The following is a 14,543-nucleotide window of genomic DNA, read 5'->3' as shown; positions in this document are numbered from 1 at the left end:
GAAATTAGGGAAAATTTTAAAGCTTGTCCAATATTTCCCGTATTAGTCGCTCTCTGTCTAATTCCTTTTTTCTTTTTGTCCGTAGACTTACGATATAGAGTATCCAAATCCCCCAGGCCACCGCAAAAAGCGGAAAAGGATTTTCTGCTCCCAATGCTCCAATCATTGCAATGAAGCTGATGAAAATGGTTCCTAAAAATTTAATTGTATTCCACATAGTCAAGCATTCAAGATTTCATTATAAGAATTTACGATCCTAATTCAAAGTTGTTGCATTTAAAAATGTAAATGTATATTTATATAAAAGTATAAAGATATTTTGATTTTTTTATTGAAACAGAGGTCTAATTATTTAATAATCAGGATTCTTTTCGAAGTCTTAAAATGGTGGGATTTAGTTTTAATTGAATTAGCAAGGCTGACTGAACCAGTGTTTTATTGAGACATTATTCACATTCGTCCTTTTATCATTCATTTATTGATATAAAAAACTGATTTACTTTTACATTAAAATGTTTTTCAAACATATCGTTAACTTAGGATTTAGAATGTGACTGGCCACATTTGGAACCTTTGTTAATTTGGAGTTAGTATCAAAAATATTTCACAAAATTGAACGTAAAATTTCTCAAAGCATTTAACGGGGACGCTATTCTAATCTCTTATAGAGATAAGGACGGTGTCCGTAGAAACATTTTAATTGACGGGGGGCCATCGCAAACCTATTTACGCAAAGGCAAAAAAGGCAAGCCAGAATACGGTGAACTTCATTTATTGGTTCAGGAGCTGCGATGTCAAGATTTAAAAATCGACCTTTTGATATTGACTCACGTGGATGATGACCACATCGATGGAATTCTCTCCTGGATCCAAGACGATTCCCGTGCTCACGAAGTTATTGGTAAGGTCTGGTTCAACTCTGGCAAGATCATCGCGGCGCACTTGGCGATGGCGGAAAATCCTGAGCTTGAGATCTCGTTACACATCAAAGCGGATTATAAAACCAGTATTCCCCAGGGAGCAACCTTCAACAAATGGCTAGAGGAAAATAACCTGATCGATGGAATTGTAATTTTTGGAGGCAAGAGTATAGAATTAGGTGAGCTCAAATTTGAGTTTCTCTCACCTGACATAGATAAAATGACCAAATTGTTAACACTCTGGAAGAAAGAAGATCCCAATTACAATACCTCAGCCAAATATGCAGGCTACTCAGAGACTCTAAAAGAATGCCTTGCAAAAGACACTTTTGAAGAAGATGACCGTGTCGCCAATGGGAGCTCCATCGCATTTATTCTGACGTACAAAAATCAGGACAAATATCTCTTTTTAGGGGACAGTCATCCCGGTGTTGTGCTCAAACAGCTGAATGAACTGGGATACAACAAAAGTAATCCCCTACCGGTAAAATTTGTCAAGATCTCACATCACGGAAGTAAAGCGAACACGAGTTCAGAACTCCTCAGAGCAATTGCTACCGATAGGTACGTGATCAGTGCCCATGGCCTTAGCCACGGTCATCCGGACAAAGTGCTATTGGCGAGGATCATCGAGAATAACCCGGAATCCAGGATATATTTCAATTATCCTGAGCTGACCGGTCTAATTTTTAATCCACAGGACAGGATAGATTATAATAAATTCCAGTTTTTTGACGCAAACGACATCAATATATGAGTGATCAGCTTAGACCATATGTGGTGATCGTCAATAACGGCAGTGGGTGCATCTTTCAGCCAATGGATATCGGCTATAGCTATATCCTTACCGCAAAGCACAATCTGTTAGATGAGGGCGATCAGCTGAACATGCTCACCCGGTTTGAACAAAACGGTGCGAGCTGGACAGCAAGAGAAATACCTTTCCAGACTCTGGCGCTCGGTCAAAACTATTTTCCCCATCCCCAGCTGGATATCGCCATCATCACCGTACCTCGCATTCAAGGAGTCAGCTCAATTTACCGTAGCGACGAACTTAATGAACAAATGAACGCAGGTTATGCTTTATTAGGATACCCCGCCACCAGAAGACAAGCGAATTTAGCCAACAAAAGTCTTTGGTTCCGTTCAGATGCAATTACGCAGATCATGGGCCACAATGACAACGCCAGAGAATTTACGTTAGCAGGGAACGCCAATCAGGAGGAAGTGACTGGACAGTCCGGTGGTCCCGTACTTATTCTTCACCAAAATAACGTAATGATTGCAGGCATTGAAACCAATATGGCCAGGGCATTTGGAGAAAACATGGGCAGAGCAGAATTTTTCCCCCTAACATCCTTTGATGAAATCATTGATCAAAATCCTGATACACTTTGCCAGCTGTTACCAGCACACCTAAGCTGTTTCTCCTTCCTGATGGACGAGGCTTTCGATCTGGATGCCGGGTTTTCGCAAAACAATATCGCGGGCATAAAAGCTTTTCTGCTAGATAAGGCGAGATCAGTTACCCAAAGCGGGGCAGCGCCACACATAATCAAAAAACAATTTGCAAAACGGCTGCTGATAGCAGAGCAAAAAGAAGAAATCCTTCAGGGCAAGGAAATCTGGAAAATCTGGCTGGAATTCATAACAGTCATGCAAATCATTCAAGACAGGATAATAGCGGAGAAGGATCTGGAAGACTTGTTCAATACCGTCCGCCTGTTACACTCCGATTCGGATAAAGACTGGAGCAGCGAACTCTCCAATATCGCCTATTCCGACTATCTGGGGCTCGCAGATGAGGGAACGGTAGTAATTTCTACCCGTAAACCGCCAGCAAGAGATGATCAGTATATTATTGATGGTAACATTCCCCTGATCGCCAGCGCTAGAAAAACAAGAGAAAGACACAAACTAAAGATTAACGATGGAAAGATCTTTCCCTTCGATCACTACAAGTTCGTACACATGGATTATTTCAAAGGAAAATCCATCAGTAGAAAACATGACGAGTACAGTGCGCTGGAAACCGACCAGGAATACCTAGATAAATTAAAACTAGAATATGGAGCAGTATTTAATCCTTAGAAATAAAGCGATAGAGATATTAAAAGACCTTTTCCCAGGGGCAACAGTTGAATTCCACCGGATTGAATATGGTGGATGGGTAACAACGGTATTCGTCCGGTTTGAATTGGACGAACTGATCCAGCTGCTATGGGAAGAAATTTCCAATGCTGTCGCATTATATTACCAGACCAAAATCGAAACCGATTTTGAGCGCTGGAACCTTTATCTTTTTTACCTGAGCAAGCAAAAGATGGAGAAAGGATTAAAATACCGGATAGAAAATGATCCGATCTCCAGCAGGAAGATCGTGATAGAAGAATTTAATGAAGCGCTTGATCGCGGAAAAATGGAGGAAATTATTTCTAACCATATCACTAATTCCAGCCTCACCATCAATACCCCGCAGCCGGCGCCGAGTCCATTTGTACAGGATCAGGCAATCACTGCAGTGCTTAACAAGATTCTCGCTGACGTTGATGATAAAAAGAAAAAAGCGATTGATTATGATGACCTGCTAAAAAAAATAGAAAGGAGCTTTAAGGATGAAATTTAAAAAAGTCGAGATACAGGCCTTCCGTGCTTATGATAAAGCCGAAGACGGTACATTTGATTTTCAGCTGAATAACCAGCGCAATGCGGACTTCATTTCAATCTATGCTCCAAACGGATTCGGTAAGACCTCTTTTTACGACGCGGTAGAATGGGGATATACCAGCAATATCCACCGTTTCCTGAGAAAGCAGAAATTCAACCAGGAAAGCAGCAAGTCTCAAAAAAACATTAACAGCGAGGAAGGTAGCCCTGAGCACAAAAGCAAGTACCAGATTCTGCGCAACCACAATGCCGACGATGCCACCCAAGGATATGTAAAGCTCTTTACCACAAATTCTGATAAACCAACCGTCCGCAACATCCCCATACCCCGGAGTGGTATGGTCGATTATAAGTTCGACAGCAAGGAAACAGAAAACGATTTTTTCCAGAAAGTTATCCTTTCCCAGGAATGGATTGATGCATTTTTAAAAGAAGATGATGCAGCAGAACGTTACAAAACCTTTATTAGCTATTTTGGCAACCAGCAGCTCGATAAGTACTATACTTCGATAGTCAGCCTGATCAAAACCACAGATGCGAAGATCAAGCAGTTAACCACAGATCTTAAAGGTGTCCAAAAAGAAATCCAGTTCAACGGCGACCATGAAATCCTGAAAAAGGTCAACGATAAAATCACCGGCCTTAGAAGCATTTATAGTGAGCTAACGCTGATCGATTCTGACTTTAGCGATAAAGATTTTGTGCACTATGATAGCCAGTTGATCGAATTACAGCACGCCCTAGTCTTCCAGCTCAACAAAAATAACGGCGTCCTGAATGTGATAAAACTTGCTTTTCAAGGTAACGAAGAGGTATTAGGCCTGAACCAATACGAGGCCCAGCAGGCAAGAATGCCGGAAGTACGAAAACTATACGAAACCTACAAATCCCGCCTGAATAGTCTCGACGACTTGAGCAAATTGAATGACGAGCTGAACGTCCTGCTTGATCAGGTGGCAGAAATCCAGAAGAGCCAGGCAGAAGTAAAGGAAATCCAGCGCATTTTTCCTGGATACGTCCAGACCCAAAAAGAAATTGATGCAGAAAAAACCAATGCCCGAAATGCAGCGGATCAACGTGATAAGGCTGAGGCTTCGCTTGCTGAAGCGAATAATGCAATCCTAAAGGCTGCAGAAGCGGAAAACAATAAACTGAACCAGATTTCCGCGACTCTGAACCGAAAAAAAGATGCCCAGTCTATCGAGCAAAAAGTAAAACAGGATCAGTCAGAGGAAACTAAGCTGTTCAACCAAAAAAGCAATGAGCAGGACAAGTTAACGGAGATCGGTCAAAAAATCGTTACCACGCAGCAACACATTAAACGTGTCGAGGATAATTTAACCGGCCTTTCCATCGGAAAATACCCAAATACCGCGGATCAACAATACGCCAGTTTTGTAGAACGTATTGAAAAAGCCGAACAAGAGCAGAAACGAGACGATCAAATCCGCGCACAACTCATCAACCTGGACACGCAGATCCAAAGCAGGGAAGAATTCAACAGTGAAATTGAAAGACTGGTAGCCTTGGGATCACAGATCGTTAACAGAACCCAGACCAGCGAATGCCCGTTGTGCAACCATGATTTCAAAACTTATTCTGATCTAGCCAGCAACATTGCCGGAAATACACTGCTAGCTAAAGACCTCCAGATAATGCTGGAACAGCGTACCATTCTTCAGCAGCAGCAAAACCAGACGCTCGAAACGATCAATCAGCTGCGTCAAGAAATGGAAGCTGATTTCAGGAATGAATTGGACGGCTTTGACGATAAACTGAAAAAACAGCTTGCCGAAGAGTCTTCGATGAAAAGAGACTTGGAAACTATCGATAGAGCTCTTGCGGAGATCAACCAGACCAAGCTTGATTTTAAAGGACTTTTAAACAATAACACATACACTGACTACCTGTCCGAATTAGATCGCCAAATCGGACAACAGGAAAAAGAACTGACAACAGCCAAGGAAAATACGATTGAGGCTAAAGCCAAGGCAGACCTGGCCAGAGAAAAATTCGAAACCACAAAAAAACAGATCGAGCTCTTTGTAAGCCGCCAGGAAGAATTGGCCGAGCGGCAGGACTATCTCCGTGTACTGGAATATTCCTTAAAAAACCTAGAGCTAGGAACTCCAGACCCGGAAGAGTTAGAAGCCTTTTCAACAAAACTCGACCATGCAAAAGATGATCTGGAAAAACAGCGAGCAGAAAAAGCTCTAATGGTAGCAGAAACCTCTGCACCCATCATTGGCATGAACCGGGAAGACGTGGACGCACAGGTGCGACAGGCAAGAAAATCTTTAAACCAGGCAGAAGAAGCCATTAGTTCCTTCGAATCCTTCCTAATTAGGGAATTCAGTTACTTTCCAGATGAACCAAATACTGCAAAAGATTTTCTTCTGGAATTCGACAGACGCCTGAAAAGCGATATAGAAAAAGACCAAAGGACACAGCTAGATCTCCAGGTGCTAAAAGAGCAGCTCAAAGCAGTATTGCCATATTTGAAATATCAGATGTCCGTACGGGAAGAGCGGGATCTCAGGGAACAGCTCGGATTTCTGAAAGATACCGTCAGAAAAAGGCTAAACACCGAAAAGAATAAAGTAGCAACACACCTGGACAAAGAGATCAGTTCATTCTTCTACCAGGACCTGATCAACGACCTGTACGAAAAGATCGATCCGCATCCAACTTACCGCAAAATCCGCTTCCTGTGTGATTTTAAGGACGATAAGCCCAAGCTCAATGTTTGCGTAGTTGGAGATACCGGAGAAGAAATGCTCATCCCGAACCTCTATTTCAGTACCGCCCAGTTGAATATTCTCAGCCTGAGCATATTTTTAGCCAAAGCGCTAAACGTAACCGATAAGAGTGGCAAGTACGTGGACTGTATTTTTATCGATGATCCCATCCAGAGCATGGACAGCATTAATATTTTATCTACAATCGATTTGCTCCGAAGCCTGGTTCACAATAATAAAAAACAAATCATTCTGTCAACACACGATGAGAATTTCCATAATCTATTGCAGAAAAAAATACCGACAAATCTCTTTGATTCCAAATTCATAGAACTAGAAACCTTCGGTAAGGTGAAACGAGATGAAATTTATTAGAAAAATTTTAATAATGTCGATAGGTCTCAGTTCGCAGAAGACCTAGTGTGATTAAGCCTGTATTCATAGCAATTATGGAATCCGAAAAAAAACGGATTATGTCATTGGGCTGATCCTAGTTCGCTTCGCCAAGTTGACTTTCGTCAAATCTCGCAAAATACCATTCTTCAGTCTTCCCAATTTTTGAAATGTTTTTCCTTAAAGCTGTCAAAAGCTGCTCGCGCTCTTTTAAGTTGAGCTGTACTTGTTTCGAGATCATGGAGTGATTTCCATCCTTGAATAGTTGGGTTATTGCTTGAGGATAAGAGTTCAGATCTTTCGAATTCTTCAGAATCCATTCTTTTAATAAGGTCTCTTCTTCTTGTTTCAAATTCTCTTCCAATTTGTTCCTCAAACTCCCTTGTGCTTTTAATGATTCCATTTCTTCGTTCGTCAATTGACTCCTCTTCATTTTTAAACTGCTTGCTAATTGATTTAAAGTCGCAGAGTTCTCTTGCTTTATTTTGCTCAAACTCATTTGGAAGCTCTTCTCTTCTTTTAGTATAGTTTTTAATAAGGTTTCTTTCTCCGTCGATATCTTTTGATACTCGTTCTGTAGTTCTGTTATTTTCAGATCTTCTTCCTTCAATGCTAAGTCGACTTTGTTCTTCTGCTCCGAAAAGATTTCTTGATTCTTCATCAACTTTTCTTTGCTCGTCATCAATTTTGCCTCTTTTTGTATAATATCTTGTGACCAAGTCTTCAGATTTTTTTCTAAAGTCTCGTTCTTCTCTCTTAAATTTTGCCTCTTCAGTTTTAATTCTCTCCAGTTCGACGCTATTTCTTGATTCCCAATCTGCTCTACTGAAACTTCGATATTCTTCTTGTTCTGATTTAATTCGCTCTGTAGAACTCTCAACCCTTTGTATTTCCGATTCAAGGTGTTGTTTAACTGTTCTATATTGTTCTGATTCCAAGCAGACTCCAATTCTCCGTATAAGGTCTCTAATTTGCGCTGCTCTACACTTAAAAGATTCTTTGAAAAAGTAATCCGGGATTTCATCAGTAGATAATATTCCCGTTCCATTTGATGGGGGTAGTTGTATATACTCGCTTTTTTGCTCGACATGATTATAGACCCATTTAATGTATTTGATATGTTTATTGAAATTTCTAATGTCCTCTATAGATGCTTTTGGGATTACAACTTGAACCGTGTCGATTCCTAATCTCTGAAGTTTTAAAAATTTCTCTTCATCAATTTTATGGGTTGCGACGATTTCTATTAGTAAAGTAGGCTTTCCCTCTTTGTCAAAAAATGAAATGTCAGGTTTGATTAAAAGATTTTTTTCTTTAACATTTTCATTTTTGCCCCATCTTATCTCGCAATTTTCATCTTCGTAAAATGTCAGTTCTGTTTTTGCGATTTCTGCGGAAATTACATGAGATGCCTCAATCAGGTTTGGAGGAGAGTTTATTCCAATAGGAGGATGCTTTAGGATATCTGGAACTTTGATTTGTTTTTCAATTTGAAGTATGTCTTTGGCTAGCTTATGCCTGAAAGTTTCATCTTTGTAGGTGCATTTTGGTAGTCCTTTACTCGCGCTGGCATCATGCCTAAAATAGGGAAAAAATGTCCCTTTCTTAGATTTTACTGCTTGCATAACTCTATTGCAACCCATACAGAAATACCCATTTCGTCCACTTTCCGCGTCTGGAGCAAAAACAATATCTCCTTTTACATTGAATGCAAATACGTTTTCATTTTCCTTGAGCCAATTATTCATAGTTGAATATAAGTATTCCTCTATTTTGAGGTATTACAAAGAACTTGATTAATTGAGAAAGTGACACATAATGTCGGTAATGCAAGGAGGAGAGGTCGAAAAATGCTGTGCAATGCCGATTTTTGAAACCTCCTAATGATTTTTCCTAGGCGAAGAAAATGGGTCGAGGATTGAAGGAGTCAGATAAATAAGAGGATAGGAAAATCAATCCCTTACTTAGGTTCTATTGACAAACGATATCAATAATGGTGAGAAAAATGAGCTAGTGATTCGTACACCTCGTACGCTTCGTACCTCTCGTACCATACGAATTGTTCGAGGATTGAAATTCGAAATCATACAAATCTGTTAAAACCATAGTACCCAAAATTTGACTTACCGCGGAAAGAATCAAAAATGAATGTTCGATTTTGGCAAAAGGTTAGCAGAAGTCTTTAGGTTTCCAGTCCTTATCACCAAAACGAAAAAAACCGTCCAACTTTCTAGCCTTTAGAATGGCTTAGGGATCTTAGTTTTAGAAAGAATTCGATAGCATGATTGAAATAAGTTTAAAAGAATTTGAAATTTTTTGACCAAAATGAACCTGTTCCCCTATTTGTCTCGCCTGAAATATAAGATTCAGTAAATCAACAATTTACAACAGTACTGCTCAAACTAATAAACAGGTGATCGTTCTGTGGTCAACTTTTTGGTTTTTTTAGGGATTTTGATCCAGCTTGTAATTTCAAATCGATTCCATTTGATTTAAATTGTCCCCAAATCTGTCCTACGATTTGTCCCGCTTTTTCCTTTTTTGGATCTCATAACTTTATATTTAAAATGATTTAGCGGTTGGGAATTAGAATTTCTATGGGTTACGATTTCGACTTGACTGCTTTTTTTAAGAATCCCATTTCATTTTCCAAGCAGTAAATTCGGAAGGTCTGATTCGGTAGCGGACAAAATTTCCTTCATGTAATCCCAAGAGTTCTGTTTCTACTACTTCGGAGAGCCTGGATTGGTCTGGTTCTGGTAATTTTTTGACTTCGGATTTTATTGCTTCGGATGCTGCTTCTTTATCCATTGCATTGCTTACAATTTGGCTGACGATCCCGCGTATTTCTTCTCGGTATTTTAAGCGAAAAGGATCCGGCTCGCCAAGAGATTGACGAATGGCTGCATACCTTAGGGCTGACCGCTCATAGGCCCACAAAAAAACATCCTTGAATAATTCGATGCGGTTTAATTCATAAATGCCTAGCATTCCTTTGATATAGCTTTCTTCCGGTACGTCTATAAATGAAAGAGGAGCAAGGTTGTGTCGGTTCAAAGGAATATTGGCAGCCAATCTGGATACTCGCTTATTGACATCATCAAATGGTTGGAGATAGGGAAGCTGAACCAATACAAAAAAAGCCTGCTCAAATGGATTTTGGATTTGGCTTGCCTTTGCTAGTATTAGGTCAAAAGATTCTTCGATGAGTTGTGGAATTCCCAACGGAGTAAATACCGAATTGGTGATTCCCACGCCAAATGTTCTAAGCCTGCCGGATGCAGCCGGATTTGGCAACAGGTTGTTTGAAAGCAGGGCATGGAGATTAAGAAAAGTGTAGCGATTGAAGCCCACCTCATCAGACGATTCTACCAAAAACTCGATAGCCTCCTTGTGATTGAGAATCATCTGGGTTTCCATCGGAGACTTGTTCGAGGGGGTTTTCCCGTTATGGATTAACAGCTCTGTATCCAACAAGGAATAGGTGTTCCCTTCCAGTCTGCTTGAATTCCAAGAAAGGTCGATCAAAAGGCGATTTAATATTTCTCTGGCATAGGTCCCTGCTGGCTGTTCTCCATTCCTAGTATTTCCCCATTCAGCCAGTTTTTGTTTTTCTTCTTTGCTGAGAAAGCTGTCGATGTTGGGACGGTAATTTTCCAAGAAACTTCGTTCGTATCCGACAGGTTTCCTTTGTGCAACAAGACGTGAGACCAAGGCCCAAACGTCTTTGCCTTCTTGTGAAAGCGGAATGGTCGATTGTAGCTCCTCTTCTGATTTTATCTTTCCAGAATCCTGAGTTTGTTCAGGGACATTTGTATAATACTTTGTTGATCGAGCTTCTCCTTTTATTAGAATCAGATTCTTTTCTCTGAGGCTTTTTAGTCGTCTTTGAAGTGCTCTCTTTTCAATTTGAAATGGGAGCAACCTAAGAAGTTGTTCTATTCCTAAGCCATCAGATGATGATGCAATTATTTCTTTAATCAGTTGTAGCTCATCTCGATTTTCCATTTTCAATCCCATTTGTATCGCGACAATAATAGCATAAAAATGACGCAATAAAAAGAATCGTGTCACGATAATTGACGCAATATTTAAATCGCGTCATTCTTTGGAAAGAATGTCGATTCTCTATTTCTCCGCTTTTGTCGAGTCGTTTTGAAGAATTGTCTCTGAGTTTAATCCCTAAGTTATAATATAAGAAGGTGGAATTGATCAGATTCTAAAACCAAGGGAAATAACCAAACTTCTTCCATCAGACGACCATATGCCTGGTCCCGGATACATTTGAGGTCTTTTTGTGAAATAGGAGTTGTCGAAAATATTCTGAAAACTTGCCCGCAAAGTCAGGTTTTCATAGGTATAAATTCCCTGAAGATCCCAAATGTGATAAGAAGGAACCAAACCCACTGCACCTGATGGAGGTGGACTTTTTGTATTGAGTGCGTCGGAAAAAGATTCGCTTACAAACTGATGCTGTAGAGCCAATTGTAAAGAACCATAGGAAGCGGTTAGCCCGTTTCTGCTGATCCACTCGGGAACAGCCTCGACATGATTTCCCTCGATTTCTTCATTTCCTTCCGAACCAGCCACAAACCCGTTTAGATATCTTGCCCGCATCCAACTTGATGAGGTATAGAATGAGAGTGCAAAGCGATCTTTTTTCAAGAATTCCCAATCCCAAAGGAGCTCAACCCCGGCCGTTCCGCTGTCTCCGATATTGCTTTTTTGAATCAGGGTATTATCATCTTGCTCCACTAAAATACTGCCGATGCGTTTGCCTATAAATGTGTAAAACAGGGTAGCGTTTAAATGCATCGATTCCTTGGGGCTGAGTTCCCAGCCTATTTCCGAATTGTATCCAAAGCTGTGGGTAAGGTTTGGGTTGATTATAGTTAGAGGATTTCCGGGAATTATATCCTGAAACAGAACCGGTCTGTTGGCTTGGGAAATTCCTGCATAGAGGCGATTGGAAGGCGAAAACTGATAATTGGCGTTGATCCCCAACGTCACAAAATCATATTCAATTTCCTGAGGCACTTGCTCTGCTTCCACATAACTGATAGTTCCGCTCATTGCTGAACTTCCATTCTCTATCCGTAATCCAGGTGAAATTGAAAATCGGTCATTTAAGTGAAATTGGTTTTCCAGTGATGCTGCAATGCTTTGACTTTTCAAGTTGATATCTCTGGGAAAATCTCCTACAACAGACAGGTCGTAGTCTGTGCCAGTCGTCCCTTTACCCCTTTGCCTGCGATCAAAGGAATTATTGAAATATCGAACTGAAATTGAGAGATCATTTTTAACAGAACCTAATGTATATCCATGTAAAATTCTAGCCTCAAAAGTCCGGGTATGGTAATTATCAATATCCACATTTCTAGGAGCGTACTCAGAAGTTGCACTATTGATGGTGTCGGGCACGTTTGCAAGTGCATCAAAAGTGACTGAACTTCTCTGACCAAATATCCCGCTTCCCACCAAACTGAAACTTGTATTAGCTGCCAATCTGCCTTCCAGTGTCAATACCGGTACCCAGATTTCAGGACTGTAATAATTGCGTGACCGGGTGGCTTGTGTTGGATCCTCCTTAAACTGGGCGTCAGTGAGTGGACCCGGAATTCGGTAAAGAAAGATACTCCGACTCAGTTCTGCTTTAGCTTTCAGGCGGTCGTTAATCTGATAGGAAATTTCCGCATGCTGGGCATCAGATTCGGATTTTCCGCCATCCCGATATCCGTTGGAATTCCTCTTTTGATAGTATCCAAAGTAGCTGAACTTGCCAATCGTGCCTCCCACCGAAGTGTAGTTGGACAACAGTCCAAAAGACCCTACTGAACTGATGTTTTCAAGACTGAACTTTTTAATTGGATCGGGCTTTTTGAGCACATAATTCAGCATCCCACCAAACTGCTGACCATACTGTAGCGCTGCAGTTCCACGAATCAGCTCGATCCGTTCCACTGCTTCCATGGGCATGGAATAGTGGCTGGCAGGATATCCATAGATATCTGTATTGATCATGACCCCATTTTGCCTGACATTGAATTCCCAACTGCGATGCCCATCCAATCCCCTCACAGAGACGTTGATTTGGTTTCCGGTACCATCCATGTCATAAATGAATGCTGAGGGAATTTTTGCAAACAGGCTTCGGCCTGTCTTTTCTGCAAGATTCGTAGCTAATCCACTCAGGGAAATCACTTCCGATTTCCTTCCCCCGACTACCATCAATCCATGCGTCGACGGAAGACTGGTGACAGGGTTTTGAAGTCGAAAATTCTGGATTTTAATCTCTTCGAGAGTAAGTGTTTTAACAGTGTCTTGCTGCGCAAATGCATGGTTTGATAGCCAGTAAAAGCCCATAAGCAAGTAGATATAATACTTGTATTTCATAGAAAGAAGTCATAATTAATGGGGAAATTCAGGGATTATTTCCCTGAAAAAAGATTCAGGACAACTGGAGTCCTTGGGGAGGAAGCAGTATGATATCCTTGATTCCCATCGGAATGGTGATTAAAAAAGGAGAAGAATGCCGGATTAATATTTCGGAAAGTTTTGGTGCAAAGGAGAAATCGTGAATGCGTAGGACAAAGTCTTTTACGAAAGATTTTAAAAGTACTTTCTGTAAAGGCGGACCCTCAAAATCTCCCTGATCAGATGCGAGAGAAACTATCCAGAGTTTCACCTGTTCATTAAGTTTCGTTTGGAGCTCATCCTTCACCACGACTACCTCTAGGTGATCTTCAAAATACCGTTGTTTTATTACTCGGTTCATTTTTCCCTCAATTTCCATTTGGAAATTCACCGTTTGAAAGTTTTCCTGATTCTGTCCATACGGCATGGCAAAAGGAATTCGGATCAGTTTACCCTCAAGAAAGTCTTCGTCATTTTCCCAAATCTGATTTTCCCAATGTTGATGTATTGCCATAGGCATAAGGAACTGCACCGCAAAAAATCCCAGGTGATACAGTCCAAAGCACGTAAGGAGAAAAATGGCAGCTGATTTTCTCATGATTAAAGGCTAAAGTAAAGTTAAAAAAGAATGGAAATGAACTTAATATCCCAAGGATAAAAAATAATGATTTAACGCCATTGGAATTGATGGGTGGAAAATTATGAGGTTGACATTAAATTGAGTTTAGTAGAATTGTCTTTTAAAAATTGAACAGTTTACATGTTCCCTCTTATAGAGAAATCCTTTTTTTGTTCTTTCTCCGTGGCATCGATCTAAATTAGCCAACTGGAAATGATTAATTTTTCCGGTTGGATTGGGCTATCGGATCAAATCATTTGAAAATTGAGTTTGACTTTTCAACTGAGACACTAAAAGACATAGATAAGTAACCCAATCGTGTCAAGGAAGGCCATCCACTGTTGATGCTCAGTAACGAATTATAAACTGATCTATTCCAAGATAGTAGAAGAAATAAAGATTTTGGATATTAAAATTTAATTTAGAGGAACCTTTCTTGAAAAGGGAGAGCAGCCACTTTTCATAAAAATCCTGCTTCATAGCCTTTTCATGAATTATACCTCAATGGAAACTTTGGAATTTACTTTGTGAACACAGATTGTGCACAAAGTGATTGGTGAAGCGCAAAAACAATCAGTGGTGTTTTTGCCACAAAGAAAGATTCTCAAACAGCAAAAAGAAAAAAGGCTTAATTCGTACGGTTCGTACACTTCGCACACCTCGTACAGTACGAATTATTCGAGGGCTGAAATTAAAATCAATTCAAATGAATTTAAATTTCGAATAAAAAATGAAGATTCGATTTCTGATTAGCCTAGCTGAAGCCTTGGACGTTTTTTGTTCTTAACATCA

The 14,543-nt window shown here is 40.3% G+C and carries 9 protein-coding genes; 4 read left to right on the top strand and 5 right to left on the bottom strand.

The features are described from left to right. Window positions 1-16 precede the first annotated feature (16 nt). Window positions 17-217 carry a hypothetical protein gene (locus GYM62_RS14830; protein ID WP_219956997.1) on the bottom strand — a complete coding sequence of 67 codons (201 nt, stop codon included), beginning with the start codon at window positions 215-217 and terminating at the stop codon, window positions 17-19. A 395-nt stretch (window positions 218-612) separates the two neighbouring features. Between GYM62_RS14830 and GYM62_RS14825 the strand changes: the two genes are divergently transcribed. Genes GYM62_RS14825 through GYM62_RS14810 form a run of 4 tightly spaced genes read left to right on the top strand, consistent with a single transcriptional unit; the run spans window position 613 to window position 6,700 of the window. Beyond that, window positions 613-1,677, top strand: coding sequence for a ComEC/Rec2 family competence protein (locus tag GYM62_RS14825; RefSeq protein WP_219956996.1), 1,065 nt, complete (start codon window positions 613-615; stop codon window positions 1,675-1,677). Beyond that, window positions 1,674-3,011 (top strand): ABC-three component system protein, encoded by a 1,338-nt coding sequence (locus tag GYM62_RS14820; RefSeq protein WP_219956995.1) that lies wholly within the window; start codon window positions 1,674-1,676, stop codon window positions 3,009-3,011. Before GYM62_RS14825 ends, GYM62_RS14820 begins: the two co-directional genes overlap by 4 nt. Continuing rightward, window positions 2,989-3,546, top strand: coding sequence for an ABC-three component system middle component 1 (locus GYM62_RS14815; RefSeq protein ID WP_219956994.1), 558 nt, complete (start codon window positions 2,989-2,991; stop codon window positions 3,544-3,546). The genes GYM62_RS14820 and GYM62_RS14815 overlap by 23 nt, the downstream gene beginning before the upstream one ends. Next, window positions 3,536-6,700 (top strand): hypothetical protein, encoded by a 3,165-nt coding sequence (locus GYM62_RS14810; RefSeq protein WP_219956993.1) that lies wholly within the window; start codon window positions 3,536-3,538, stop codon window positions 6,698-6,700. Before GYM62_RS14815 ends, GYM62_RS14810 begins: the two co-directional genes overlap by 11 nt. A gap of 167 nt (window positions 6,701-6,867) precedes the next feature. On the opposite strand, the gene GYM62_RS14805 is transcribed toward GYM62_RS14810, so the two are convergent. The 4 genes from GYM62_RS14805 to GYM62_RS14790 form a co-directional block, all read right to left on the bottom strand. Further along, the gene (locus GYM62_RS14805) at window positions 6,868-8,466 is read right to left on the bottom strand and encodes a hypothetical protein (RefSeq protein WP_219956992.1); all 1,599 of its coding nucleotides are present in this window, start codon (window positions 8,464-8,466) and stop codon (window positions 6,868-6,870) included. 880 nt (window positions 8,467-9,346) lie between these two features. Further along, window positions 9,347-10,726, bottom strand: coding sequence for a Fic family protein (locus GYM62_RS14800; RefSeq protein ID WP_219956991.1), 1,380 nt, complete (start codon window positions 10,724-10,726; stop codon window positions 9,347-9,349). A gap of 204 nt (window positions 10,727-10,930) precedes the next feature. Continuing rightward, on the bottom strand, window positions 10,931-13,111 hold the full coding sequence (locus GYM62_RS14795) for a TonB-dependent receptor domain-containing protein (RefSeq protein ID WP_219956990.1): 2,181 nt from the start codon (window positions 13,109-13,111) through the stop codon (window positions 10,931-10,933). 55 nt (window positions 13,112-13,166) lie between these two features. Continuing rightward, entirely contained in the window at window positions 13,167-13,730 is a 564-nt protein-coding gene (locus GYM62_RS14790; protein ID WP_219956989.1) for a hypothetical protein, read from the bottom strand. Between the last annotated feature and the right edge of the window lie 813 nt (window positions 13,731-14,543).

The sequence above is a fragment of the Algoriphagus sp. NBT04N3 genome, assembly GCF_019443765.1.
Taxonomy (GTDB): Bacteria; Bacteroidota; Bacteroidia; order Cytophagales; family Cyclobacteriaceae; genus Algoriphagus; species Algoriphagus ornithinivorans.
The sequence above is the reverse complement of the archived record's forward strand: the minus strand, read 5'-3'. Positions and strand labels throughout refer to the sequence as shown.

Bases quoted from the DNA above. Each gene is read 5' to 3' on its own strand.
- GYM62_RS14830 (WP_219956997.1), bottom strand. From the start codon at position 217: ATGTGGAATACAATTAAATTTTTAGGAACCATTTTCATCAGCTTCATT.
- GYM62_RS14820 (WP_219956995.1), top strand. From the start codon at position 1,674: ATGAGTGATCAGCTTAGACCATATGTGGTGATCGTCAATAACGGCAGT.
- GYM62_RS14815 (WP_219956994.1), top strand. From the start codon at position 2,989: ATGGAGCAGTATTTAATCCTTAGAAATAAAGCGATAGAGATATTAAAA.
- GYM62_RS14810 (WP_219956993.1), top strand. From the start codon at position 3,536: ATGAAATTTAAAAAAGTCGAGATACAGGCCTTCCGTGCTTATGATAAA.
- GYM62_RS14805 (WP_219956992.1), bottom strand. From the start codon at position 8,466: ATGAATAATTGGCTCAAGGAAAATGAAAACGTATTTGCATTCAATGTA.
- GYM62_RS14800 (WP_219956991.1), bottom strand. From the start codon at position 10,726: ATGGAAAATCGAGATGAGCTACAACTGATTAAAGAAATAATTGCATCA.
- GYM62_RS14795 (WP_219956990.1), bottom strand. From the start codon at position 13,111: ATGAAATACAAGTATTATATCTACTTGCTTATGGGCTTTTACTGGCTA.
- GYM62_RS14790 (WP_219956989.1), bottom strand. From the start codon at position 13,730: ATGAGAAAATCAGCTGCCATTTTTCTCCTTACGTGCTTTGGACTGTAT.